Raw genomic sequence first — 24263 nt, forward strand, 5'->3', positions numbered from 1 at the left:
GATATTTTAACACATTTCATATAATTATTATTCTCTGCTCCTTGAAACCCTTACGACTATCTCTCTTATAAAAAACAATTGTTCTTTGAATGATACATCTATACGCAGAAAACCACAGTCAACTCATATCGCAAAACGATATTTTCATCTTGACAATCAATCATCCATCACTTATAATGAACAGCATGAAAGAAATATCGAAAATTAAGACCACCTTTCTCAAGGTTGCACTTGTACCTGTTATTGCATTTATCCTTTTTTTCTTTGTTGTTTTGACACAAGGGCTCATCAGTTCCTACTCTGATCATGATATTTATTTTGTAAAAATTCTCTTTTATTTGGCGCTTTACATAGCTGCGGCCCTATCTCTTGTCGTAACGATTTTTGTCTATCGTATACTGTTACTTATTGAGCGTGGTACCGCCTTTACTGAGCCGGCCTTAAAGATAATTTCTACTATTAAAAAATTATCATTTGCAACTTTCTTTGTGCTTCTTGGAATTTTACCTATGACCTATCACATCATCGAGGTGATTCATGCACCGGTAATTATGGTTATTGGCGTGGCCATTAGTGTTACTCCTTTGATCGTTGCTATCTTTATTGCAACAATTGAAAAGCTCCTGCAAAGTGTCATTCAGATTAAGTCAGAAAATGATCTCACGGTTTAAGAAAGGAGTATAAAATGGCAATAAAAGTACATATAGATCGAATGCTTGTAGAGCGTGAAATGTCCGTGACTGAACTTTCAGAACGAGTAGGTATCACAATGGCTAACATTTCTATTTTAAAAAATGGTAAGGCTAAAGCAATACGCTTCTCTACACTTGAAGCACTTTGTAAGGCACTCGACTGTCAACCTAAAGATCTCCTTGAATATCGAGAAGATTAATAAATGTAAGGAAGCAAGCTCGCTTCCTTTTATTGACTCATTCAATTTTTTAGCTTGACTTCTATTCTATTTTAGCTTATAATATTGATAAATTCAATAAAAGAGGATGAAAGCATGAATCTAGGACAAACCTTAAAGAAGCTACGTAAAGAACATCAGTTTACTCAAAAAGAAATTGCCGAGATGCTTGACATCACTCAAGGGACTTATGCGCTTTGGGAGAAGAAAACCAGTAATCCTGCTTTAGAAATGATTACTAAACTTGCAGATATTTACAAAACACCTATTGATCTTATCCTCAACGAAAATCAAGGGCATTCTCCTTTTATTGAGCTTCTCGATATTTACAAACAGTTAGATGCTGAACAGCAAAAGAATGTCTTGAATTTTTCACAGTTTCTTGCCAGTCAGAAACCACAAACTCTTCCTGACTCAGATAATATCATTCCTTTACGTACTTACCGTCGTGAGGAACTATATACGATTGAGGTAGCTGATGAGCAATTATCTGCTGGTTTTGGTCAGGCTCTGAATGACACCCAAGAGACTTACACCATCTTTACAGACGTACGTCCAGGCCGTTATGATGGTGCTGCACGCATCAAAGGAGACTCTATGCAACCAGAGTATCCTAACTTCTCTATTGTCACCTTTGTTACGACTGGTTTTGATAGAGATGGCGATATTTATGTCATTTCAGAGGGCGGACCCGGAGAAGAACAGCTATATTGTAAGCAAGTTTTTAGAGATGGAGAAAGTTTCCGCTGTCACTCACTCAACACCGATCCGCAATACAAGGATTTTTACTTAGATGAAGAAACTTCAAGGATCGTCGGCCCTGTCGTTGATTGTATTGAAGAAATAACCCCCGAATTAATCGAGAACTAAGAATATTATAAAAGAAGGTCACAATGGAATTTATAGAAATTGTTTTAATGTTTGGTGGAATGGGCTTAGGTTTTGCAGCCCTCTATGAAATAGCCCTCTGGTTTAGTCCTGAGGAGCGAGATTTACGTAAGACTAAAAAAGTAAAACAAGTTGAAGCTCAAAAATTCATCACTCTGCCAACGGCGATAAAGTTAAAAACTGGTCAGAAAGTTTCATGAAAGAAAGATAAGTGCAGCCTTGGCTCACAAAAAAAAGCCCAAGAAGACTTTGAATAACCTCTTCTTGGGCTTTTTTAGTACTTATAAATGCAAAACAAAAAGCATACTTAAAGTAGTTTTGAAAGGCTACTGTAGATATGCTGTTGTTTGTTAAGCAAGTACATTAATCTGAATTGTCTTACGTCCCCAAGCTTGCGCTTGAGCTGTTGTTGGAAGATGGACATCAATAATATTTCCCTTGATGGCTCCACCTGTATCACCTGCAATAGCAATGCCATATCCTGGGACTTCAACCATCTTTCCTAAGGGAATGACAGAAGGATCTACGGCAATACACATTGGATTTTGGTGCAAGTTAATCCCTGTGGCTGTGATAAAACCTAAGCCGTTATCTGAGGAATAAGCTGTAGCCGAAACAGTCAAGGAAGTTCCACCATCACTACTCGGAGCTGTAATCGTCGTATCTTTAGGCTCCGAAACTTGAGGTGCTTCATTTTTCTTTGAAGCCAACTGCTCTATTTTAGGCTGATCTGCATTCTCGTCTACTGTTGTATCTTTAGACATTTCTGCTTTGGCTTTCATCTCCTCCAGTATGTTCTGGTTATCAGCCATTTTATTTTTTAGGGTATGAATACTCTCTTCAAGGTTCTCCGCTTGCTCTTGGTAGTCTGCCTGAGCGGTTTTTAACTCATCTTTGGTTTGCATAAGTGAGCTTTGCATTGTTTCCAAATTTTTCTGCGTGTCAACTAAGTCCTTAGCTTGCGCATCCTCAGCTCTTAATATCACACTCAGGTTTGTCCAAGCCTGTATTGCTTCATGAAAATCATTAGCATTCAATACTACATTAAGAACAGAAGCTGAAGCTCCACCGTGAGCTTGCATGGCACGCATTTGCTTCGCTACTGTTTCTTTTAAAGAATTGTATTTTCCCTCAGTTCTTTCAATTTCTTGATTCAGACTTGCAATCTTTTCTTGCGTTGTTTTTAGCTTATTTTGCGAATCAGTTGCTTTTGCGTAGATAGCATTTGTCTGAGAAAGTTCTGAGTTGAGCTGTTGTTGAAAGTTCTCGATATCTTTATCAATCGTACTTTCGTCAGCTTTAGCAACTTGTAGGCCCATTGTCAGCATTCCGACTGACAGTCCAAGTAAAGTTGCACCTTTTTTCCAATTGTTCTTTTTCATATTTTACTATTTTAACACAAAAAGAACGCAGGTTGATGTCAAATACATTACGAAGAGACATACAAACTTAATGTAAACCGCTTTTATTAATACTTTATCTCTTGACTTTTTTTAAAACTCATAATAAAAACCTTAGAATATACTTCTAAGGTTTTTCATTTAACGGATTTCAACCGCTAAAGTTTCTACAAGATTTTTCGTAATTTTTGCCATTGCTTTTGCAATTTCTTCTTCTGTCATTGTCTTTTCACGACTTTGGAAAGTTAAGCTATAAGCCATTGATTTCTTACCTTCTGGTAAGTTTTCACCTTGATAAATATCAAAGAGCTCAACTTTGCTTAATGTTTTAACTTTACTTGAAGTGATTGTTTCTACGATTTCAGCATGTGTTTTCTCTGCATCAACTAGCATCGCAATGTCACGATGCACAGCTTGAACTTTTGGAATTTCCACAAAGACTGTCTGCGCTGGTGCAAGCTCAAGCATTGCATCCAAGTCCAGTGAAGCCACATAAGTTTCTTTCACATCATAAGCTTTTGCTGTTGCAGGATGAACTTGCCCAACGAAACCAACTTGACGGTCACCCAAAAGAATACGTGCAGTACGCCCTGGGTGCATTTCTTTGACTTCAGAATAAGCTTCAAAAGCAAGGTTGTCATAACCTGCTAGGAGTTGTTCAACAATAGCTTTTGCATAATAAAAGTCCACAGCTACAGCATCAGAACTGTAGGTTTTGTCTTCTACATTTCCAGAAATAGCAAAGGCAAGATGTGGAATTTCAAGAGGACGTGTATCTTCAGAATCTGTTGCTACAAAAATATTGCCTACTTCATAAATTGCAACATCTGCATTTTTGCGGTTTTGATTGTAATTAACAATATCTAAGAGACCCGGAATTTGACTGCCACGTAAGGTTTGACGATCTTCTGTCATGGGTAACATCAACGATGTTGTTGGCCCTTGTTTTTCTACAAATTCTTGCGCTTTTTCTGCTGTGGTTAAAGAATAACCAATAACTTCTGAAAGTCTTGCCGCTTCAACGTTTGTGCGTACCTTGCGACGTAATTTTTGCATGGCAGTTAATTCACCTGCTGTCGCACCTGAAGGTAGAGTACTAGGTAAATTATCATAGCCATAAATACGAGCTACTTCTTCCACGATATCGGCTTCAATCTTGATATCCCAACGTCGTGAAGGAATTTGAATGTTAAATTGTCCTTCTTTTTCTTGTGTTTCAAAACCAAGTTGCGCTAAAATCGCAAGTACTTCTGCATCTTCAAGTGATGTTCCTAAAGCCGCATTGATACGGTCCAAAGTAATGTTAACTTCTTGAAGCTTGGGCATGAAGTCATTTGACTCTACCACACCTGAGAGAATCTCTCCACCAGCCAGTTCTTGAATCATGGCTGCTGCAAAGTCTAGTGCTTCACGTACGGTACCTTGGTTGATTCCTTTTTCAAAACGGCTTGAAGATTCTGAACGTAAGGCAAACTTATGTGAAGTTTTACGGATTGAAGTGCCGTTGAAAAGTGCAGCTTCTAAAGCTACTGTGACTGTTTGATCAGTAATTTCACTATCAAAGCCACCCATGACACCTCCAAGAGCTACCGGTTGTCCATTAGCTGTAATTACGATATCCTCAGGGCTAAGTTCCCGCTCTTGCTCGTCGAGAGTAACGATTTTCTCTCCTTGATCCGCTTGACGCACCACAATTTCATCTGCACCAAACTTATCAAAATCAAAAGCATGAAGCGGTTGGCCGTAGTACATCAAAACATAGTTGGTTACGTCAACAACATTATTAATGGGGCGAATACCAGCATTCATCAAGGTATTTTGTAGCCAAAGTGGTGATGGAGCAATTTTGACATTTTCAATCATACGAATTTTGTAAGTCGGAACTTGTTCTGTACTTGTTTCCACTTTTACAGCTACCTTGTCAGCCGCTTTTTTGGCTACTTCGGTTACCGTTTTTTCTTCAAAGTTGACTGTTTTACCATAGATAGCTGCTACTTCATAAGCAACACCACGCATTGACATTGCATCAGCACGGTTGGCCAAGATATCGGGTTCGATAATTTCATCATCTAAGTCAAGATATGGCAAGACACTGTCACCAATCACTGCATCTTCAGGTAAAATATAGATACCATCTTCATGCTTCATTGGATTAACAGATTCAGGAATACCAATTTCATCAAGTGCGCACAGCATTCCTAAGGAAACAATACCACGGATTTTTCCTTTTTTGATTTTATAGTTATCCGCGATACGTGCACCCACAAGTGCTGTAATGACTTTAATTCCAGCTTTGACATTTGGAGCACCACAGACGATTTGGAGCGGTTCTTCTTCTCCAACATCAACTTGGCAAATATGTAGATGTGTTTCAGGTACATCTTCACAAGTCAAGACTTGACCGACAACAATTTTTGACAAACCTTGTCCTGGTACAGTTACACCTTCAATTTCAATACCTGAAAGTGACATTTTTTCTGCCAAATCAGCAACAGGAACATCATCAAGACCGTTGACTAATTTTTTTAACCATTTATATGATACTAACATTTTATTTTTCCTTTTATTCCGTATTCTTTTATGTCTTTACTTCTGAAATTATTTTCCAAATTGTTCTAAGAAACGTAAGTCACCTTGATAGAAGCCACGAATATCATTGATACCATAGCGGAGCATTGCGATACGTTCTTGTCCCATACCAAAAGCAAAACCAGAATATTCCTTGCTGTCGATACCACTCATTTCTAAAACGTTAGGATGAACCATACCCGCACCGAGAATTTCAATCCAGCCAGTATATTTGCAGACATTACATCCCTTGCCGCCACATTTGAAGCAGCTTACATCGACCTCAACAGAAGGTTCCGTAAACGGGAAGTAAGAAGGACGTAGACGAATCTCACGGTCAGCACCGAACATTTTTTGAATGACAAGTTCAAGCGTACCTTTAAGATCGGCCATCGTAATGTTTTTATCCACAACTAAGCCTTCGACTTGATGGAATTGGTGGCTGTGAGTAGCATCATCCGTATCACGGCGGTAAACGCGACCTGGAGCAATCATGCGTAAACCACCTTTACTAAAGTCATGTTGGTCCATCGTGCGCGCTTGCATTGGCGATGTATGTGTGCGTAATAATACCTCATTTGTTACATAGAAAGTATCTTGCATATCACGCGCAGGATGATCTTTAGGCAAATTCATACGCTCAAAGTTATAATGATCCGTTTCGACTTCATAGCCGTCAACAATCTCATAACCCATACCTAAGAAAATTTCCTCAATCTCTTCTGCTGTTTGAGTCAAAATATGACGCGCACCTTTTTTAGGTGCATGACCGGGTAAAGTCACGTCTAAAGTTTCAGAATTTAAGGCTGCATTCATGGCTGCTGCTTCAAGCTCTGCTTTTTTCTCCTCAAGTTTCGCTCCAAATTCGTCACGGAAGGCATTAGCTAGAGCACCGATAACTGGACGTTCTTCATTTGTTAGGTCTTTCATCCCTTTGAGGATTTCTGTCAGCTCACCTTTTTTACCCATGATTGCTGTTCGCAAATCATTCAGCATTCTTTCTTCAACAGCTGCTGTTAAATTATTCAAAGCTTGTTCGCGTAAAGCTTCAATTTTTTCTTGTAAATTCATTTCTTCTCCTAATACCTTCTAACCGTGATGACAAAAAATACCACGATTTCAACCCCTAAACAAAGGAGCGAAAACCGCGGTACCATCCTATTTTATCACTTAATTAAAGACTATTTTAAATTAGAACGAGGTGAACTTCAATAACTTTTCCGTGTGATGATTTGCAGTCGACGACATCACTCCCTTAAACGTTCCAGTAACCTACTCTTCTCATTCTTTATATGTTCTTATTTTAGCAGATTTATCTCATTTGTCAATGGTTATCGCTGCCTTAAGCATTTTCCACAATTATTAACAATTTCAAAGAATTATTACTTCTTGATTTTAAGGATATACCCCTTACGCCTATTGATTTCTTTTTCTTCTACTTCTGTTTCTGGTGGCAGATTGAAAGCTGGCGGACATAGGTGGGATAGACTACGACATTTCCTGAAAACATCCCATCTTCAATCGTTTTTACTACTGCAGCATCCGTTTCAAAAGCCGTACGGAGCCATTTTTTCACGACTATAAACATAGCAATAAGTATTTGGACAAAACTCAGGCTCACAAACAGCACTACTCTTATTCTCTTTTTCAATAATATTCTCCTCCAAAAATCAATAATTAATTTTTAGCAACTAATACGAGAAAAAAGGCACCAAAAAAAGCAATCAAATCAATGATTGCTTGCTTTTAGATTTATTTCCTTAGGCTTCCCAAACGTTTTCCAAAACGTTTGTTTGGTCACGGTCTGGACCAACAGAGAATGTTGAGATACGGACACCAACGAGTTCTGCAACACGAAGAACATAGTTGCGTGCTGTTTCTGGAAGTTCTTCCAGAGTACGCATTCCTGTAATATCTTCAGACCAACCTGGCATTTCTTCGTAAATTGGTTTGCAACGTTCCAATTCTTTAAGACTTGCTGGGTAGTGAGTGATTTCTTTTCCGTCAAGTTCGTAAGCGACACAGATTTTCACTGTTGGTAATCCTGCCAGAACATCAATAGAGTTCAAGCTAAGATGAGTCAGGCCTGAAACACGTCGTGAGTGACGCATAACGACCGCATCAAACCATCCTACACGGCGTGGACGACCTGTTGTTGTACCATATTCATGTCCAACTTCACGGATTTGGTGACCTGTTTCATCAAAAAGCTCTGTTGGGAATGGACCATCACCAACGCGTGAAGTGTAGGCTTTACATACACCAACTGCTTTATCAATTTTTGTTGGACCAACACCTGAACCGATAGCTACTCCTCCTGCCAATGGGTTTGAAGATGTAACAAAAGGATAAGTTCCTTGGTCGATATCTAGCATAACACCTTGTGCACCTTCAAAGAGGACGCGATGGCCTTCATCAAGCGCATCGTTCAAAATCACTGAAGTGTCCGCTACATATTTTTTAATTTGTTGACCGTATTCATAATATTCGTTAAAGATTTCATCGAAATCAAGTGCTTCACTGTCGTAAAGTTTAACGAATTCACGGTTTTTATTTTCAAGGTTTGTACGTAGACGTTCTTCAAAAATTTCTTTATCAAGAAGGTCTGCGATACGGATACCGACACGTGCCGCTTTATCCATGTAAGCTGGGCCGATACCTTTGATTGTCGTACCAATCTTTTGATCGCCTTTAGCTTCTTCTTGAAGGGCATCTAACTTGATATGGTAAGGCAAGATAACGTGGGCGCGGTCTGAGATACGAAGATTGTCTGTTGTTACACCGTTTTCGTGGAGGTAAGCAATTTCTTTTACCAGGGCTTTGGGGTTGATGACTACACCATTACCGATAACAGATGTTTTTTCTGGGAAGAAAATACCAGATGGGATAAGGTGGAGTTTGTACTTAAAGCCGTCAATAACAATAGTGTGACCGGCATTGTCCCCTCCTTGGTAACGCGCAATAACCTCTGCGTCTGAGCTGAGGAAGTCAGTAATTTTACCTTTTCCTTCATCTCCCCACTGCGTTCCTACAACAACAACTGATGGCATAATAGCTCTCTTTTCTTTTAATATTTGTACGCTCTATGTCTCCTTTTCAAGAGGCACAGCTGGCATTTTGATATTGAAAAGCTCCTATCGCACTATTCCTATTATAGCAAAAAATATAATTTGCTTTGAGTAAGAAATAATTTTTTTGCTATAAATCTCTTTTTTTGTTCGGAAATATCTAACTTTATCCTAGTTTTCTTTACAAACCTTACTTTTTTGCCCCCATTTGTTTTTAATACAAAATATCATCGCCAAAATAAAAGCCCAGCAATCAATGCTGTTAAAAATATGTTAAAATAGAAGGAGTTATGACTGATAAAATATTAAAATCCATTTCAAAAAATGGTCACTTTCGTGCATTTACTCTTGATTCAACATTAACTGTCCGTGAAGCTCAGGAACGTCATCAAACGATGCCTACTTCTACTGTTGCCCTTGGTCGTACCTTGATTGCTGCCCAAATTTTAGGTGCCAATGAAAAAGGGGACAGTAAAATCACAGTCAAAATCTTGGGTGATGGTGCTATGGGTGCAATTGTTGCCGTAGCAGACGCTAAAGGAAATGTTAAAGGTTATGTTCAAAACAAAGATTTAGACTATAAAAAAGCTTCAACAGGAGAAGTACTTGTTGCTCCTTTCATTGGCAATGGCTTCTTTGTCGTCATTAAAGATATGGGACTTCGTCAACCTTATACAGGACAAACTGATTTAATTACTGGAGAAATTGGGGAAGATCTGGCCTGGTATTTTCTCTCCAGTGAGCAAACACCTTCTTCTATTGGTTTAAATGTCTTGCTCAATGACGGGGAAGACAGTGTTAAAATCGCTGGTGGCTTTATGCTCCAAGCCTTGCCCGATGCAACTGATGATGAAATCACACTAATGGAAAAAAATATTAAAGCAATGCCAAGTATTTCGGAAATGCTTTTAAAAGAAAACCCGCTCGAAGCCATGCTTGCTGCACTTTATGGTGAGCTTGAATATACGATTCTAGCTGAATCACCCTTAGCCTTCGAATGTGACTGTTCAAAGGATCGATTTGCTGAAGGATTGCAAAGCCTCGGTAGTCAAGCACTCACCGAAATTATCGAAGAAGATCATGGGGCTGAAGTCCTCTGCCAATTTTGCGGACGCAAATATGAATTTACAGAAAAAGAACTCAATGATTTAATCTTGGGAGCTGCTCAAAAATGAGACTATTGATTAAAGATCTTTCACAATCGTCAAACAAAAATATAGGTTTAATTTTTTTAAGTCTATTGGTTGGACTGGCAGCTGGCTTCTTAGCCAGCTTTTATCGTTTGGCCCTTTCTCTAGCTGAAAAATTAGGTGCTGCTCTCTATCATCAAGTCAGCATTCATCTTATTTATGGGCTTTTCCTCCTTCCTACATTGTTTCTCCTTGTCTTTATTGTCAGTACCTTGATGAAAAAATACCCTATGTCGACTGGTAGCGGAATCCCTCAAGTCAAAGGGCAATTGCTGGGCTACTTTAAACCAGACTGGTTTTCAACGGCTTGGGCTAAGTTTGTCGGAGGAACACTGGCCATGTTTGCTGGGTTATCCTTAGGTCGTGAAGGACCGTCAATCCAGCTCGGGGCTGCGATGGGACAAGCCTTTGGTCAAAGATTTTCCTCTACTAAGCGGCACCAACGTTTGTTGATTGCTTCGGGAGCTTCCGCTGGTTTATCTGCTGCTTTTAATGCACCGCTTTCGGGAATCATGTTTACGCTTGAAGAAGTATTCAAATACTTCTCACCTTTGATATTATTAACTTGTATGAGCTCTGCTATCATGGCTGATGCCGTTTCGCGTATTATTTTTGGTCCAGCCAGTATCTTTGATTTCCAAATCGTGAGCAGCTTTCCCCTCTCAGATTATTGGCTACTCTTACTTTTAGGTATCCTTATGGGAATTTTTGGTGCAGTTTATAATGCTGCTCTTCTAAAGAGTCAAAGCCTCATGAAGGGGAAGATAAAAAGTCCTTTTCTTCGTGTCTTGTTCAGTTTTGCTGCTTCTGCTCTTGTCGCTCTCTTCTTTCCACTAATCAGCGGCAGTGGTCACCAGTTGATTGACCAATTGACGCTTACCTGGGGACTTGCCTTTCTCTGTCTGGTCTTTGTTGCAAAGTTTTTGATTTCCCTCATCAGCTATGCTTCAGGTGTTCCCGGAGGAATATTCTTCCCCCTCTTAGTACTCGGTGCTAGTCTTGGTAGCATTTTTGCTACAACAGTCATTCCTCTCTTGCATTTGTCGCCCAACCTTTTCCCAAATTTTATTATTTTAGCGATGGCTGCAACTTTTACTGCTATCGTTCGTGCACCAATGACTGGAATTCTCCTTTTAGTCGAGATGACAGGTTCCTTTGATCATTTATTACCTCTGGCTTTTGTTTCTCTAATTTCCTATCTTGTGGCCGAGCTTTTACACTCTGAGCCAATCTACCACTCATTACTCCACAATCTACTTACTGTTGATTCGGAAATAGCTACTGAAAAAGAAGGTCATATTATGATTGAAGCCTTGGTACAGTTTGATTCGGAAGCTGACCATCAACCGGTTCAAAATCTCCATCTTCCTAAAGATAGTCTTCTGATTGCTATTCAAAGAAATGGTGAAAAAATTATTCCACGAGGAGATACACTACTCCATGCTGGAGATGTTGCAACCTTTTTAACCACTCAAGCTCAGGAAGTTTCTGTACGCCAAAAAATAAAGCACTTATTTACCGATTAAGATAAAAAACCTTCGTTAATTTATTTACGAAGGTTTTTTCAGTGCAAAGTTTTAGCAAATCCCCTAAAAAATGGTAAAATATTCTCTATGACTATGGATTCAAAATACACACGCCCATGGAAAATTGGGGATATAGAAATTGCTAATAAAATTGTACTCGCTCCAATGGCGGGAATTAATAATAAAGCCTTCCTGACAACAGCTAAAGAGTTTGGAGCCGGACTTGTTGTTACTGAAATGATTTCTGATAAAGGTATCGAACATCGTAACAAAAAAACGCTTCAAATGATGGACTTTGAAGGCGTTCCGCATCCACTTTCCATGCAGATTTTTGGTGGTGAAGTTGATACACTGGTTGAAGCAGCGAAATTTGTTCAAGAAAATACAGTAGCAGACATCATTGATATCAATATGGGCTGTCCTGTTCCGAAGGTAACCAAAAATGAAGCGGGAAGTCGCTTACTACTTGACCCAGATAAGGTTTACGATGTAGTGAAAGCTGTCAGCTCTGCGATTGATCTACCACTCACTGTAAAAATTCGTATCGGTTGGGATTCTGATCATCTCTACGCTGTCGAAAATGCCAAAGCTATTGAAGCAGCTGGTGGTGCAGCTGTTGCAATGCACGCACGGACACGCGCTCAACTCTATGAAGGTAAAGCTGACTGGACATGGCTTGAAAAAGTAGCAAGCAATATTAACATTCCTTTCATCGGAAACGGTGATGTTAAAACACCTGAAGATGCTAAACGCATGATTGATGAGACAGGTGTTGATGCAGTCATGATTGGTCGAGCAGCTCTCGGAAATCCGTGGATGCTTCACCGTACGGAACACTACCTTCGCACAGGGGAATTACTCCCTGAACCAACTGTGGATGAAAAAATGCGTATCGCTAAGATTCACTTGCAACGTCTTGTTGACCTCAAAGGCGATAACTTAGCGTCACGCGAATTTCGTCAACATGCAGCTTACTACCTCAAAGGTGCAAAACGTGCTGCAAAAGTTAAAGTAGCTGTAAATCAAGCAGAAACACAAGCAGAAATTGTCAAGATTTTAGATGATTTCGTTGCCCAAAATTAAGAGATTGGCTTTTGCCAGTCTTTTTGTTTATAATAAGGTTAGTATCATAAAACAAGGAGGGACTCTATGCGTACATCAAAAGCTCTTGTCGAAATCGAAAAGGCAATTATTCACCTCAAGAAAGCTAAACGTGAGATTAGTAATTATAGCTTTGAAAATCAAACTCAAAGCCTCATTCAGATCAATCAAGCTATCGATCGCTTACAAATTCTTAAGGACGGCGTTAATGCTGATTCTTCTGATGTAGAAGGTGTTTCTTCTGTAGGCCGACTTGAAGGCGAACGTCTAACTTCAAAACTTTTTCAATAATAGCCATTAAAATAAAAAGAACCAAAATCTGGCTCTTTTTTATTTTTTCTTACGTTTATATTTACTTTGTGGATAAGTAAAATCTCCCATAACTTCATGCACATTTATTACTGTTGAGAAGGCTTGAGGATCTATTTCAGCAATCAGAGCTTTAACCGTCATGACTTCTCGAGGGTTAAGCACCACATAGACCACACGTTTTTCTGTACCTGAATATGCGCCTTCACCATGTAAGAATGTTGCACCACGTCCAAGTTCTGCCAGGATGGCATTTGAAATTTCTTGATACTTAGGACTGATAATAAGCATCCCACGAACGGTATAACCACCAGATTGGATAAGGTTAATAACTTGAGCACTTACGAAACTTGCAATTAATGTATAAACCATATGATTAACATCAATGTAAGTGAGAGAAAGTGTCATTACAAAAAGGTCTATTGTGAAAATCACACGCCCCACTGCTGTGCCTCGCTTAATTTGCAACAGCTGAGCAATGATGTCTGAACCTCCAGTTGTTCCGCCAAAGCGGAAGATAATCCCAATCCCCGTTCCGGCAAATACCCCGGCCAGGAGAGCTGCGACTAAGTTATCATGCAAAAGATTAATACTAAAATCAAATGCTTGGAAAACTGAAAGGAAAAGCGAGATGTTAACAATCGCATAGACCGTATAGGTAAAGGTCCGTTGTCCTAGGAAACGGTAACCAATAAAAAGCAAGGGGATATTCAGAATAAACTGACTTAGGGCCGGATCCAACTTGAATAATGCGTGCAAGATCAAGGTAATACCGGAAAGGCCACCTGCAGCCAACTGATTGGCCATATTTAACTTTACAAAACCAAAAGCAAAGATAATTGCGCCTAAGCTGATGGCAATAAAGTTACGAAAATGGATTTTAATGAGGCTCATATCCTTCATACAACTCTCCAATCTAATACCATTTTTACCTTATAAAAATGGCTTTATAATTTCTTGTAAAACCTCTGTCACAGTTGACAGAGGCCTTCTCTAATTTATACTAAAACGGTCATTTTGTCAACTTAATCAGTAATCTCACTAAAGTTCCCTATTACACGAACGTTTTCTGAGATAGAGACAAAAGCTTTCGGATCATATTTTGTGATGATTTCTTTAAAATCTTGATACTCATACATGGTGATAACCGTAAACAAAATTGTCCGTTTCTCATGTGAGTATGCGCCTTCAGCATTGTTCAAAATTGTTGCACTGTGATGCATTTTTTCAAAGAGTTTGCGGATGATGATTTCAGGATTCTCGGTAACTATCATCACCTGCATACGTTTTTGACGCGTAAAGATTGCATCTGTGACACGTGAGCTCACAAAGATAGCAATCATAGAATATAGCATATATTCCCAGCCAAAGAGTACGCCTGCAGTAAAGATAATTACTCCGTTGACGATGAAACCTAGTGTACCAACATTATGGCCTGTTCTCTTCCGGATATAAAGGGCAATGATGTCCGTACCACCACTTGAGATACCATTACGCATGGCATATCCAACACCTGCACCCATGATGGTACCACCAAAGATGGCATTGATGATTGGATCAGGTGTCAGCGTTGTTTCAGGAACAAAGTGGATAAAAATGGAGCTCATGGTAACCGTTAACAAAGTAAACAGAGTAAACTGTTTCCCTAAACGGAACCAAGCTAAAATCATTAAGGGGACATTGATCAGGAAGAGCGTGGCTGATATGGGAAGATAGTTGTGCCCCAAAATTCGTGTTAAAATTTCCGTTGCCACCTGTGCTGCCCCTGTCGCGCCACTTGCATAAACTCTTCCGGGTTGATAAAAGAAGTTCAATGCAAAAGCAGATGTGATTCCATATAAGACAGATGCTGAGAAACGATGTGTCAACTTTTCCCAGCCACCAAACATGTTGATAAATTTAGTCAAGTTTTTCAAGTTTAATTCTCAATTCTTCCAGTTGGCTCTCACTGACTACTGATGGTGCTTGTGTCATCGGGTCTGTGGCTTTATTATTCTTAGGAAAGGCAATAACTTCACGAATATTGTCTTTTCCTGCAAGCAACATAACGAAACGGTCCAAACCAAGGGCCAATCCTCCGTGTGGTGGGAAGCCATAATCTAAAGCTTCCAACAAGAAACCAAATTGCTCTTTGGCATCTTCTAAACTAAAGCCTAGCGCTTTGAGCATTTCTTCTTGTAATTCACGCGTATTAATACGAAGTGAACCACCACCGAGTTCGTAACCATTCAAAACAATGTCGTAAGCATGCGCACGCACTTTACTAAGATCTCCTGAAAGTTCCCCTTGTGTTTCAGCAGTTGGTAAAGTGAACGGGTGATGCGCACTCATATAACGACCTTCTTCTTCTGACCATTCAAACATTGGCCAATCAATAACCCAGAGGAAATTGAATTTCGAATAATCAATTAAGCCTTGCTCTTTGGCAATCGTTTGACGTAAAGCACCCAGTGCTGAATTTGCCACTTCTAAACTGTCCGCCACAAAGAGAACCAAGTCGTTGTTTTCTAAGCCCAAAGTTTCAACGAATTCTGATGTTTTATCTGTCAAGAATTTAGCAATTGGACCTGCCAATTTATCGTCCTCAAACTTGACCCAAGCTAAGCCTTTGGCACCATTTTGTTTGGCTTGCTCTGTTAATTTATCAATAGCTTTACGAGAGTACTTATCGGCATTATTTTTAACAACAATGGCTTTAACAACTGGCGCCTCACTAAACACTTTGAAATCTACAGTTTTCACAAGGTCTGTCAAATCTGTCAAAAGCATTTCGTAGCGTGTATCTGGCTTATCTGAACCATAGAAATTCATAGCATCATCGTATTTCATACGCGGAAATGGCAAAGTTACATCAACGTTTTTAACGTCCTTCATAACTTTCGCAATCAAACCTTCAGTTAAATCTTGAATTTCTTCTTCCCCAAGAAAACTTGTTTCTAAGTCGACCTGTGTAAATTCTGGTTGACGGTCACCACGCAAGTCTTCGTCACGGAAACATTTCACGATTTGATAGTAACGATCAAGGCCCGCAGTCATCAACAATTGTTTCATAAGTTGTGGACTTTGTGGTAAAGCATAAAATTCGCCTTTATTAACACGAGAAGGAACAAGGTAATCACGTGCACCTTCTGGAGTTGATTTATTCAAGAAAGGTGTTTCAACATCGATAAAGCCTTGATTATCTAAGTAGCTACGGATAGCACGTGTTGTCGCATGACGCATCGTAATATTATTAAGCATTTCCGGACGACGTAAGTCGAGATAACGGTATTTCAACCGTGTATCATCAAGCACCTCAACTCCATCTTTAATCTCAAAGGGCGTTGTTTTTGAAGTGCTGAGAATTTGCATTTGGTTGGCTTCAATTTCAATTCCACCTGTTTTAATATTTTCGTTTTTGCTGGCACGTTCAACAACTTTACCTGTAATTTCAAGGACGTATTCGTTCCGGACTTTATCTGCTACCTCAACAATTTCTTTTGCTGCTGTTTCTGGGTTAACGACAATCTGGACAATACCTTCGCGGTCGCGCAAATCAATAAAGATTAAGCCTCCAAGATTGCGACGCTTCGCAACCCAACCTTTTACGGTAACTTCTTGATTTAAATATTCTTCGGTAATATTTCCTGCATAGTTTGTTCTCTTCAAATTTAATCTCCTTATGTTTTTTAGTACTCGTGTTCTCTAGAACTACTGAACTTTGTTATTCTCCAAGCGCTTCTTCAAAGATAGGCGCAAATCCTTTCGCAACTTCTGCCAAAGTTGTTTTCACTTCTTTACGCGTTTGGTTATGTTTAACTGTAATTTCACCTGTTTCCACTTCATTATCCCCAAGCGTAATTATCACTTCTGCTTTTGCTTTTTCTGCTGATTTAAATTGTGCGCTAAGCTTGCGATTAGAGAAATCACGTTCGACTTTAAAGGCTTGAGCACGGAGGCTTTCTGCGAGTTGTGTCGCTGCTAAGCTGGCTTTATTTCCCATAACGGCAATATAAACATCAAGTGTATCTTCTTCATGGAAATCAACACCTTGCATTTCAGCAATCATCAACAAGCGCTCTACGCCCAGTCCGAATCCAAAACCTGGTGTGGCTGGACCATCAAAGTATTCAACCAAACCATCATAACGGCCGCCTGCACAAACCGTCAATTCTTGTCCTTTGACATCTACGATAAATTCAAAAATTGTATCATTATAATAGTCCAAACCACGAACCATATTTGTATCAATGACATATTCAATGCCTAAACCATCGAGCAGTTCACGTGTCATGTCAAAGTGATTTTGAGACTCTTCTGTAAGAAAATCCAAGATAGATGGTGCATCCTTGACGATTTCTTTATCTTCTTTTTCCTTGCTGTCAAGTACTCGAAGAGGATTTTCGTGAAGACGACGTTGGCTATCTTTTGAAAGTTGTTTTTCAAAAGGTGTCAAATAATCAACCAAAGCTGTACGATAAGCCTTACGTGTTTCTAAATCCCCCAAAGAATTCAAGTGAAGCGTCACACCAGAAATACCGATTTGTTCAAATAATGATTGTGCCATGGCGATAATTTCGACATCAATTGCCGGATTTTTTGCTCCGAAACACTCTACACCAAATTGGTGGAATTCACGTAAACGTCCAGATTGAGGGCGTTCATAGCGGAACATTGAGCCCATATAATACATTTTTACAGGTTTTGGCACTTCTGGGGCAAAGAGTTTATTTTCAATATAAGCGCGAACAGTTGAAGCAGTTCCTTCAGGACGTAAGGCAATGTGACGTCCACCTTTATCGTCAAAGTCATACATTTCTTTCGTCACAATATCACTTGTTTCACCTGTTGCACGACTGAACAGCTCATAACTTTCAAAAAGGGGTGTACGGATTTCTTTGAAATTGTAATCTTCAAATACTGCACGTGCCATCATTTCTACATATTGCCATTTTTGTGACTCTTGAGGCAGAATATCTGCCGTACCTTTTGGTTTTTGTAATTTCATATTATCTCCTTGTAGCGAATACATTTATGATTTAAACATTATTAAGAAAGCTCACGTGAACCTTGCCATAATGCATTAGCGCCTTCAGGCGCAATGACGAATAATTATGACGGTAAAATGTAAAAAACGATAATTTTTTTACATTTTACCTAATAAGTTGCTTAGGCAAAGCCCTATTGGGCTTGCCGTCCAGCATTAGCACCTTTAGGTGCAATGCTGGTAGCAAATTAAAACGCCCCAAGCATAAAAGCTCTAGGGCGTCAGTAATCTTATCGCGGTACCACCTAAATTTGTCCTGTCTTCCAGAACCTCAGTTTAGCTATAACGTTGCTACCGTTTTTTATCGTCACTTTAGGTTTTGTAAGCTTTCAGCCAAGTCTTACTCTCTGTATGTTTAAGTATAACGCAGACTTCTATTTTTTTCAAGCTTTAAATTCACATTAATTTTTAAAAACTTGCATATTTTTGGCAAAGTAATCATAGCCGGAATAAATCGTGAAGATAAGGCAAACATAAAGTAAGATTGTGCCAATATAAATGGGATCACCAATTAGTAAGAAAATAATAGACAACATTTGTGTAAATGTTTTAATTTTTCCTGGCATAGCTGCAGCCAAGACTGCACCACCTTGTTCAACCAGTAAAAGGCGAAGTCCAGTCACAGCAAGTTCACGACATACGATGATTGCAACAACCCAAGCTGGAGCTAAGCCTAGAGCAATTAGCATCACAAATGCAGCCATCGTTAACATTTTATCCGCTAAAGGATCTGCAAATTTACCAAAATTAGAAACAACTTTCCACTTGCGTGCCAAATAGCCATCAAGCCAGTCTGTAATTGAAGCTACAGCAAAGATAATTGCTGCAACAATCCATGAAACATAGCTGGCACCCACAGCTGCACCATGTGGCAGATAAAGGACAATGAGAAAGACAGGAATCATAAAGATTCTTAGTATCGTTAGTTGATTAGGGAGTTTTTCTTTTTTCATAATTACTTTCTTCGCTTCTTAGAGTTGGCCTGCTCGTGACTCAACTTTTTATTGTGTTACAGGTGCTGTAGTGCTTGCATAAGTCACCGTTAATTGCACTTGAACTGGAACGCCTACTGTAAGAGCAGACAAATCGACAGTGCTACCGTTGATTGTCATTGTAAGTCCTTGGGTATTGGACAGGTTAATCACGGAGTTAGTTAATCCTGCCCCCAGCGTTGCTGTAGCTGTATTTTCGGCATCAGATAGCGTGCGTACTGTTGCCCAATCCGCATTGGTCAATGAAACAGTTGTCACTGCACCAGCTGCTGTTGTAAAGACAATTTGTGTTGGGCTCGTAGCATTTTCTACCTTGACATTGAGTTGCGCACCACTTCCAGTAACCGAAATTTGGTTTTGGGGCTCTGGTTTTGATTCAACAGGCTTTTCTGATGATTCTGTTGTTTTCTTTTGTTCTTCTGTTGCCTTTTTTGTTTCGCTCGTTTTATAAGTATAAGATGTATCACTCAAGTCAGGCTTTGGCGGGCGCGTAAGTAATACAACAGCTGTGACACTTCCGACAATGGCTAGTGCAACAGCAGAAAGCAAGATAATGGGGACATAATGACGCCATGCAGGCTTATTACTTTCTTCCTCTTCCTCATCCTCTTCTACGCGTTCACTTGGTTTCACAAATCGATAAGTTTCTTGGATGTCTTCGTGTTCTTCAACAGACATTGATCCATCCTTCTCATATGCAAACATGATTTGATCTGCATCAAGATCCAACTTTTCTGCATATTGTTTAAGATAAGCTTTAATATAAAAATCACCGGGTAAAGCCTTATAATCCCCTGTTTCTAAAGCAATAATATATAATTTCGGAATGTTTGTAAGTTTTTCGGCTTCACTTAGCCCGAGGCCAAGTTCCGTCCTCTTGTCTTTGAGGACTTCGCCTATTGTTTTAATTGCCACCATGTCCTCCTCTCAGCTTTATGAAATACATGGATTTATTCATAACTGTTCGTATTATTTAGGGTAGATGATAAAATCTACAGTTTGCAGATTCTCAACAAATTTTTCAGCGTGTTTGCTGACTTTTTCAAGGGTTAATCCTGATAAAATTTCAGGTAAATCAAAGAAGTTAATCTCGCCATAAATATTTGATGAAAATTGATTGGCGATATATTCTAAAGAGTTTAGGGATTTATAATAGTCCCCTAGTGTTTCACGTTTCAGTATTTCTAGATTTTCTTTTTCAAAATCCTTATCTATTTTATAACTTTTTAGGGCTTCCTGCAAAACTTTACTTACTTGCTCTGGTTTTTCAGTATCTACGGTAATATTCGCAAAGTGAAAACTTTTATCCATATCAAAACCATAGCCAAAAGAATCATCGACTAAACCTGCATTATACATTTCCTCATAACGATGACTTGTTTTCCCAAAAAGCATATCGAGAAGCAACTGATTTGAAAGTTTATATTCTAATAATTCGCGGGCATCAGTTGGTAAAGCATCTTCTCCACGAAAACCAAGAGCCAACTTGGGCATCGCAACTTCAAACGCAAGAGTTTTTCCTGCAATCGGCTGACTCCCCTCAACAGTTTTTCTCTGTATGGGTTCAGCTTTAACAAAAGCTTTCTTCTCTTGATTCTCATTTACAAATGCAGCCATGTAATCCACATCAAAAGGACCTGTTAAAAAGAGGTTCATGTTTGAGGGATGATAAAAAGTTTCATAGTTAACATACAAGTCAGCTGCGGTAATTTCCTTAATCGAACGTGGAGTACCAGCAATATCATCTGCCAATGGTGACTCAGGATAAAGCGAAGCTAAAAGCCCTGCAAACAAACGCCAGTCACTATCATCTTGATACATTTGGATTTCTTGTTGAATAATACCTTGCTCTTTTGCAACATTTTCTTCCGTAAAGTAAGGTTCTTGCACAAAATCAAGCAGTAAGTTCACACACTCATAGATATTTTCACGTGTCGAAAAAAGATAAGACGTTCTCGAAAAGCTTGTAAAAGCATTGGTTTGCGCCCCATAGGCTCCAAACTTGTACATTACATCCCCTTCTTTTTTCTCGAAGAGTTTATGCTCCAAAAAGTGAGCGATACCTTCTGGAAAAGTCTTTATCTCTTGACTTCCCATAGGGACAAAAGAGGTATCCAATGACCCAAAGTTTGTCGTAAAAAGACCGTAGGTACGATTGTAATCAGGTTTCGGTAAGTAATAAACCGTTAAACCGTTGGCTAGAACATCAGTATATAAGATTTCACCCGTTTTTTCATATCTCTTCTTCTGCATAAACTTCTCCTTTCATGAAATATTGAGCCTGTAGTTTTAAACTTTGCGCCAAGCGCATAATATCTTCTTTGCTCACAGCTTCTAATGCTTTCAAAAAAGTTGCTTCATCAACATAAAGTTCAGGCAAAACTTCGTGAATAAAAGCTTGTTCGATGAGATTCGAAGAAGAGTCAAGCGACATGAAGTAAGAATTTTTTAGCATTGTTTTAGTTTGCTCAATTTCTTGTGCGGTAAAGTCTCCAGATTGCATGGCTTGAAGTTGTTCTAGAATCAGCTCTCGTGCCTGTTGATAATTTCCTGCATCAATTCCTGCATTAACTCTTAGCAGGCCTGTAAAACTATCAAAAGCTGAACTTGCATAGTAAGCCAAGCTTGCCTTTTCACGGACATTCATAAATAATTTAGAATGTGCAAAACCACCAAAAAGGCCATTCATCACTTGTAAAGTCATGTAATCCTTGCTGCCATAAGTTGTTGGTTGCGCAAAAGCCATTTGTAAAATAGACTGTTGCACCTCCTTAGCTTCGATTTTTTCTTGATAATCCTTGAGCTCTTGCTTATAAAAAATTTCAGAATGCCCCTGACGATCCTTAAAGTCAAAGTTTTGGAACAAACGTACAACTTCAGCTTCTTCCACATCACCTAGAACAAAAATATCAATCAGATTGTGATTAAGCATTTCAGTGTAATAATTAAAAACAGCTTCTGCTGTTTCTGCCTGCAAAAGTTCCACCGTTGCTACACCTGGGAGAGATTGTTTTGGATCCGTAAAGAAAAGGGTAGCCAACTGACGGCTGGCATAATAAGAGCGATCTTCATTCATAGCTTTAAGGTAGTTGATGAGATTTGTCTTTTCCCGCTGGAAAACTTCAACATTATTATCTGGACTAAAGAGCGCTTTATGCATAAAGTCAACGGCACCTGCCAAAGTATCCACATCAACAAACTTAGGATTAACAAGATTCATATGAATGCTCAACAAATGTTGACTGCCTTTTTTATTTACTGCAGTTGAGAAAGATGTCCCATAAAGTTCTGACAAGCGGCTTGAAAATGCTTGAGCTGTTGGGTATGCTGCATTGGTCGTTTCCCATAAATTAGAGATAATCACACGCTTAGCAATATTTTCTCGCGAAAGTTCTTCACGAAAGCGCACCATGAGACGTATTGTTTTGAATTTTGTTTCTTTTATAACATGGAGATTTACTCCGCTGGCTAGTTTCATAGATATCCCTTGTCTACTCCTCTTTTTAAGTTTAAAGGAACTTCTTTTAATCCTAAAAAGAGCAGGAGCTGTAATATCTCTATTATAGCAAATTTTCCACTATTTTTGAGACTCTTTATGCTAAAATAGAGTTATGCAAAATTACATTTTATTTGAAGAATACATCACCTTAGGACAAGTCATTAAAGAATTGGCAATTGTCAATACAGGAGGCCAAGCTAAGCTTTTTCTCGCTGAAAATGAAGGCAATATTTTCTTAAACAAGGAAGCTGAAAATCGCCGTGGCAAAAAACTTCGTGCGGGAGATGTTTTGGAGATTCCTGAATTTGGACTGATTCTCACATTTGTCCAAGCTTCTGAAGAAGAAATTGCTGAACGTGAAGAAGATAAGGCCGAGGAAGAACGCGTCAAAGCACTTGTCAAGAAAATGAACGCTCAAGTCAAAACTCAAAAACCCAAAAAAGCGGCCAAGCCAAGATTCCCCGGCGCTAAATAAGCATGAAACTTAACAATATACAGCTCTATAATTTCCGAAATTATGATAAGCTTTCCCTTGAATTTCATCCCAATCTCAATATCTTTTTAGGACAGAATGCCCAAGGTAAAACAAATCTTTTAGAAAGTATCTACTTTCTTGCTTTAACACGTAGCCACCGCACCCATCATGATCGGGAACTGATTCGGTGGAATGCCAAAGAAATGAAGGTTTCTGGTACTGTTACAAAAGGCCACAGTAATATCCCTCTAGAAGTTGCTTTGACTCCTAAAGGACGTACGGCTCATGTCAATCATCTGAAAGAAAATCGCTTAGCAGACTATATTGGTCAGCTAAACCTTATCATGTTTGCACCTGAAGATTTAGAACTTATCAAAGGTGCACCAAGCATTCGCCGTCGCTTCCTTGATATGGAGATTGGTCAAATACGTCCCGTTTATCTTTATGATTCGGTGCGCTATAACCGCGCTTTAAAAGAGCGCAATGCTTACCTCAAGATGGAACGCAAACAAATTGACACTACTTTTTTAGATGTTTTAGACAGCCAACTGGCAGAACACGGTCAGAAGATTAGTACTGAACGTCAAAATTTTATTGACAAACTGGAAAAGCTGGCACAAAAAATTCATGCTCAACTCACTCATGGGCTTGAGGAGCTGCAGATTAATTATAAAGTTAATTCTACAGCTCTCTTAGAAGATTTGAAAAGCGCACGTGATAAGGATATCTTTCGTCATCAGACCTCTGTCGGTCCTCACCGAGATGATTTGACTTTTTTTGTCAATGGTATTAATGTTGCGGACTTTGGCAGCCAAGGCCAACAAAGAACCGTTGCTTTATCTGTCAAGCTCGCTGAGATTGATTTAATTTTTGAAGAGACTGGAGAATATCCTATTCTTTTGCTCGACGATGTCATGAGTGAGCTCGATAATAGCCGTCAGTTGGATCTTTTAGAAACAACGCTCGGAAAAACACAAACCTTTATTACTACAACGACGCTTGACCACCTCAAAAACCTGCCAGAAAACTTAAGTATTTTCAATGTGAAGCAAGGAGAAATTGAAACAAATGGACAAGAAAGAACCACCACTGACTGAGGATAACCTGATCAAATTTAAGGCACTGGAGGCAGAAGGGGATTCTACGTTATTAAAACGTATTTCCCTTCTTGTTGAACAAGAACGTGAATTACGTCAACAAAAAGATAAACTCGAAGAAGATTTACGTGTATTGGTTCATATCAAAAATAGCCATTACTCACAATTAGAGCAAAAAAATTCGGAACATTAATTCCGAATTTTTTTACGTTAT

Annotated in this window: 24 protein-coding genes; 11 read left to right on the forward strand and 13 right to left on the reverse strand. The window is 39.1% G+C overall.

The window, feature by feature from the left end:
- Positions 1–89 precede the first annotated feature (89 nt).
- The 4 genes from J0J33_RS00810 (at position 90) to J0J33_RS00825 (ending at position 1998) form a co-directional block, all read left to right on the forward strand.
- The gene (locus tag J0J33_RS00810) at positions 90–671 is read left to right on the forward strand and encodes a DUF2975 domain-containing protein (RefSeq protein WP_240265589.1); all 582 of its coding nucleotides are present in this window, start codon (positions 90–92) and stop codon (positions 669–671) included.
- A 14-nt stretch (positions 672–685) separates the two neighbouring features.
- The gene (locus J0J33_RS00815) at positions 686–892 is read left to right on the forward strand and encodes a helix-turn-helix transcriptional regulator (protein WP_019292191.1); all 207 of its coding nucleotides are present in this window, start codon (positions 686–688) and stop codon (positions 890–892) included.
- A 114-nt stretch (positions 893–1006) separates the two neighbouring features.
- Complete coding sequence (locus tag J0J33_RS00820) at positions 1007–1780, forward strand: XRE family transcriptional regulator (RefSeq protein ID WP_165717105.1); 774 nt, start codon at positions 1007–1009, stop codon at positions 1778–1780.
- A 23-nt stretch (positions 1781–1803) separates the two neighbouring features.
- The gene (locus tag J0J33_RS00825) at positions 1804–1998 is read left to right on the forward strand and encodes a hypothetical protein (RefSeq protein ID WP_019293884.1); all 195 of its coding nucleotides are present in this window, start codon (positions 1804–1806) and stop codon (positions 1996–1998) included.
- A gap of 150 nt (positions 1999–2148) precedes the next feature.
- Here the strand turns inward: J0J33_RS00825 and J0J33_RS00830 are convergent, their stop codons facing one another.
- From J0J33_RS00830 to J0J33_RS00850, 5 genes are all read right to left on the reverse strand, one after another.
- Positions 2149–3180, reverse strand: a complete 1032-nt coding sequence (locus tag J0J33_RS00830; protein ID WP_173817159.1) for a 3D domain-containing protein — start codon at positions 3178–3180, stop codon at positions 2149–2151.
- A gap of 159 nt (positions 3181–3339) precedes the next feature.
- Positions 3340–5748 (reverse strand): phenylalanine--tRNA ligase subunit beta, encoded by a 2409-nt coding sequence (gene pheT, locus J0J33_RS00835; RefSeq protein WP_173817158.1) that lies wholly within the window; start codon positions 5746–5748, stop codon positions 3340–3342.
- A gap of 48 nt (positions 5749–5796) precedes the next feature.
- Positions 5797–6837 (reverse strand): phenylalanine--tRNA ligase subunit alpha, encoded by a 1041-nt coding sequence (pheS, locus tag J0J33_RS00840; RefSeq protein ID WP_019292196.1) that lies wholly within the window; start codon positions 6835–6837, stop codon positions 5797–5799.
- Positions 6838–7201: 364 nt separating this feature from the next.
- Positions 7202–7342: a hypothetical protein gene (locus J0J33_RS00845; protein WP_227671637.1), complete on the reverse strand. Its 141-nt coding sequence runs from the start codon at positions 7340–7342 to the stop codon at positions 7202–7204.
- Between the two features lie 184 nt (positions 7343–7526).
- A complete protein-coding gene (locus J0J33_RS00850) occupies positions 7527–8816 on the reverse strand; it encodes an adenylosuccinate synthase (RefSeq protein WP_017368598.1) in 1290 nt (429 codons plus the stop codon).
- Positions 8817–9124: 308 nt separating this feature from the next.
- Here J0J33_RS00850 and hslO point away from each other — a divergent pair, with 308 nt between their 5' ends.
- From hslO to J0J33_RS00870, 4 genes are all read left to right on the forward strand, one after another.
- The gene (gene hslO, locus J0J33_RS00855) at positions 9125–10009 is read left to right on the forward strand and encodes an Hsp33 family molecular chaperone HslO (RefSeq protein WP_173817157.1); all 885 of its coding nucleotides are present in this window, start codon (positions 9125–9127) and stop codon (positions 10007–10009) included.
- Positions 10006–11550, forward strand: a complete 1545-nt coding sequence (locus J0J33_RS00860) for a ClC family H(+)/Cl(-) exchange transporter (protein WP_173817156.1) — start codon at positions 10006–10008, stop codon at positions 11548–11550. The genes hslO and J0J33_RS00860 overlap by 4 nt, the downstream gene beginning before the upstream one ends.
- Before the next feature lie 87 nt (positions 11551–11637).
- Positions 11638–12633 (forward strand): tRNA dihydrouridine synthase DusB, encoded by a 996-nt coding sequence (dusB, locus tag J0J33_RS00865; protein WP_003133380.1) that lies wholly within the window; start codon positions 11638–11640, stop codon positions 12631–12633.
- A gap of 66 nt (positions 12634–12699) precedes the next feature.
- Positions 12700–12942, forward strand: a complete 243-nt coding sequence (locus J0J33_RS00870) for a hypothetical protein (RefSeq protein ID WP_019292200.1) — start codon at positions 12700–12702, stop codon at positions 12940–12942.
- Between the two features lie 39 nt (positions 12943–12981).
- Here the strand turns inward: J0J33_RS00870 and J0J33_RS00875 are convergent, their stop codons facing one another.
- The 8 genes from J0J33_RS00875 to yfmF all read right to left on the reverse strand — a co-directional run bounded on the left by J0J33_RS00875 (position 12982) and on the right by yfmF (position 22456).
- Positions 12982–13863, reverse strand: coding sequence for a YitT family protein (locus tag J0J33_RS00875; RefSeq protein ID WP_017368602.1), 882 nt, complete (start codon positions 13861–13863; stop codon positions 12982–12984).
- 122 nt (positions 13864–13985) lie between these two features.
- The gene (locus J0J33_RS00880; RefSeq protein ID WP_029343371.1) at positions 13986–14849 is read right to left on the reverse strand and encodes a YitT family protein; all 864 of its coding nucleotides are present in this window, start codon (positions 14847–14849) and stop codon (positions 13986–13988) included.
- A gap of 10 nt (positions 14850–14859) precedes the next feature.
- On the reverse strand, positions 14860–16608 hold the full coding sequence (aspS, locus tag J0J33_RS00885; protein ID WP_173817155.1) for an aspartate--tRNA ligase: 1749 nt from the start codon (positions 16606–16608) through the stop codon (positions 14860–14862).
- A gap of 55 nt (positions 16609–16663) precedes the next feature.
- Positions 16664–17947, reverse strand: a complete 1284-nt coding sequence (gene hisS / locus J0J33_RS00890) for a histidine--tRNA ligase (RefSeq protein WP_206887981.1) — start codon at positions 17945–17947, stop codon at positions 16664–16666.
- A gap of 440 nt (positions 17948–18387) precedes the next feature.
- The gene (gene pgsA / locus J0J33_RS00895; protein ID WP_017368606.1) at positions 18388–18939 is read right to left on the reverse strand and encodes a CDP-diacylglycerol--glycerol-3-phosphate 3-phosphatidyltransferase; all 552 of its coding nucleotides are present in this window, start codon (positions 18937–18939) and stop codon (positions 18388–18390) included.
- A gap of 48 nt (positions 18940–18987) precedes the next feature.
- On the reverse strand, positions 18988–19896 hold the full coding sequence (locus J0J33_RS00900; RefSeq protein ID WP_206887983.1) for a RodZ family helix-turn-helix domain-containing protein: 909 nt from the start codon (positions 19894–19896) through the stop codon (positions 18988–18990).
- A gap of 51 nt (positions 19897–19947) precedes the next feature.
- Positions 19948–21231 (reverse strand): EF-P 5-aminopentanol modification-associated protein YfmH, encoded by a 1284-nt coding sequence (gene yfmH, locus J0J33_RS00905; protein ID WP_206887985.1) that lies wholly within the window; start codon positions 21229–21231, stop codon positions 19948–19950.
- Positions 21212–22456: an EF-P 5-aminopentanol modification-associated protein YfmF gene (gene yfmF / locus J0J33_RS00910; protein ID WP_165720061.1), complete on the reverse strand. Its 1245-nt coding sequence runs from the start codon at positions 22454–22456 to the stop codon at positions 21212–21214. The genes yfmH and yfmF overlap by 20 nt, the downstream gene beginning before the upstream one ends.
- A 133-nt stretch (positions 22457–22589) precedes the next feature.
- Here yfmF and J0J33_RS00915 point away from each other — a divergent pair, with 133 nt between their 5' ends.
- Genes J0J33_RS00915 through J0J33_RS00925 form a run of 3 tightly spaced genes read left to right on the forward strand, consistent with a single transcriptional unit; the run spans position 22590 to position 24242 of the window.
- Positions 22590–22952 carry an RNA-binding S4 domain-containing protein gene (locus J0J33_RS00915; RefSeq protein WP_019292208.1) on the forward strand — a complete coding sequence of 121 codons (363 nt, stop codon included), beginning with the start codon at positions 22590–22592 and terminating at the stop codon, positions 22950–22952.
- A 2-nt stretch (positions 22953–22954) separates the two neighbouring features.
- Complete coding sequence (gene recF, locus J0J33_RS00920; RefSeq protein ID WP_206887990.1) at positions 22955–24049, forward strand: DNA replication/repair protein RecF; 1095 nt, start codon at positions 22955–22957, stop codon at positions 24047–24049.
- Complete coding sequence (locus J0J33_RS00925; protein WP_064305340.1) at positions 24021–24242, forward strand: hypothetical protein; 222 nt, start codon at positions 24021–24023, stop codon at positions 24240–24242. Before recF ends, J0J33_RS00925 begins: the two co-directional genes overlap by 29 nt.
- Positions 24243–24263: the final 21 nt, after the last annotated feature.

Origin of the sequence: Lactococcus sp. LG1267, assembly GCF_017309545.1 — a bacterium.
GTDB classification, from domain to species: Bacteria; Bacillota; Bacilli; order Lactobacillales; family Streptococcaceae; genus Lactococcus; species Lactococcus petauri.

What these genes read in the sequence shown, in the direction of transcription:
- J0J33_RS00810 (WP_240265589.1), top strand. Translation starts at nt 90, where the DNA reads ATGATACATCTATACGCAGAAAACCACAGTCAACTCATATCGCAAAAC.
- J0J33_RS00815 (WP_019292191.1), top strand. Translation starts at nt 686, where the DNA reads ATGGCAATAAAAGTACATATAGATCGAATGCTTGTAGAGCGTGAAATG.
- J0J33_RS00820 (WP_165717105.1), top strand. Translation starts at nt 1,007, where the DNA reads ATGAATCTAGGACAAACCTTAAAGAAGCTACGTAAAGAACATCAGTTT.
- J0J33_RS00825 (WP_019293884.1), top strand. Translation starts at nt 1,804, where the DNA reads ATGGAATTTATAGAAATTGTTTTAATGTTTGGTGGAATGGGCTTAGGT.
- J0J33_RS00830 (WP_173817159.1), bottom strand. Translation starts at nt 3,180, where the DNA reads ATGAAAAAGAACAATTGGAAAAAAGGTGCAACTTTACTTGGACTGTCA.
- pheT (WP_173817158.1), bottom strand. Translation starts at nt 5,748, where the DNA reads ATGTTAGTATCATATAAATGGTTAAAAAAATTAGTCAACGGTCTTGAT.
- pheS (WP_019292196.1), bottom strand. Translation starts at nt 6,837, where the DNA reads ATGAATTTACAAGAAAAAATTGAAGCTTTACGCGAACAAGCTTTGAAT.
- J0J33_RS00850 (WP_017368598.1), bottom strand. Translation starts at nt 8,816, where the DNA reads ATGCCATCAGTTGTTGTTGTAGGAACGCAGTGGGGAGATGAAGGAAAA.
- hslO (WP_173817157.1), top strand. Translation starts at nt 9,125, where the DNA reads ATGACTGATAAAATATTAAAATCCATTTCAAAAAATGGTCACTTTCGT.
- J0J33_RS00860 (WP_173817156.1), top strand. Translation starts at nt 10,006, where the DNA reads ATGAGACTATTGATTAAAGATCTTTCACAATCGTCAAACAAAAATATA.
- dusB (WP_003133380.1), top strand. Translation starts at nt 11,638, where the DNA reads ATGACTATGGATTCAAAATACACACGCCCATGGAAAATTGGGGATATA.
- J0J33_RS00870 (WP_019292200.1), top strand. Translation starts at nt 12,700, where the DNA reads ATGCGTACATCAAAAGCTCTTGTCGAAATCGAAAAGGCAATTATTCAC.
- J0J33_RS00875 (WP_017368602.1), bottom strand. Translation starts at nt 13,863, where the DNA reads ATGAAGGATATGAGCCTCATTAAAATCCATTTTCGTAACTTTATTGCC.
- J0J33_RS00880 (WP_029343371.1), bottom strand. Translation starts at nt 14,849, where the DNA reads ATGTTTGGTGGCTGGGAAAAGTTGACACATCGTTTCTCAGCATCTGTC.
- hisS (WP_206887981.1), bottom strand. Translation starts at nt 17,947, where the DNA reads ATGAAATTACAAAAACCAAAAGGTACGGCAGATATTCTGCCTCAAGAG.
- pgsA (WP_017368606.1), bottom strand. Translation starts at nt 18,939, where the DNA reads ATGAAAAAAGAAAAACTCCCTAATCAACTAACGATACTAAGAATCTTT.
- J0J33_RS00900 (WP_206887983.1), bottom strand. Translation starts at nt 19,896, where the DNA reads ATGGTGGCAATTAAAACAATAGGCGAAGTCCTCAAAGACAAGAGGACG.
- yfmH (WP_206887985.1), bottom strand. Translation starts at nt 21,231, where the DNA reads ATGCAGAAGAAGAGATATGAAAAAACGGGTGAAATCTTATATACTGAT.
- yfmF (WP_165720061.1), bottom strand. Translation starts at nt 22,456, where the DNA reads ATGAAACTAGCCAGCGGAGTAAATCTCCATGTTATAAAAGAAACAAAA.
- J0J33_RS00915 (WP_019292208.1), top strand. Translation starts at nt 22,590, where the DNA reads ATGCAAAATTACATTTTATTTGAAGAATACATCACCTTAGGACAAGTC.
- recF (WP_206887990.1), top strand. Translation starts at nt 22,955, where the DNA reads ATGAAACTTAACAATATACAGCTCTATAATTTCCGAAATTATGATAAG.
- J0J33_RS00925 (WP_064305340.1), top strand. Translation starts at nt 24,021, where the DNA reads ATGGACAAGAAAGAACCACCACTGACTGAGGATAACCTGATCAAATTT.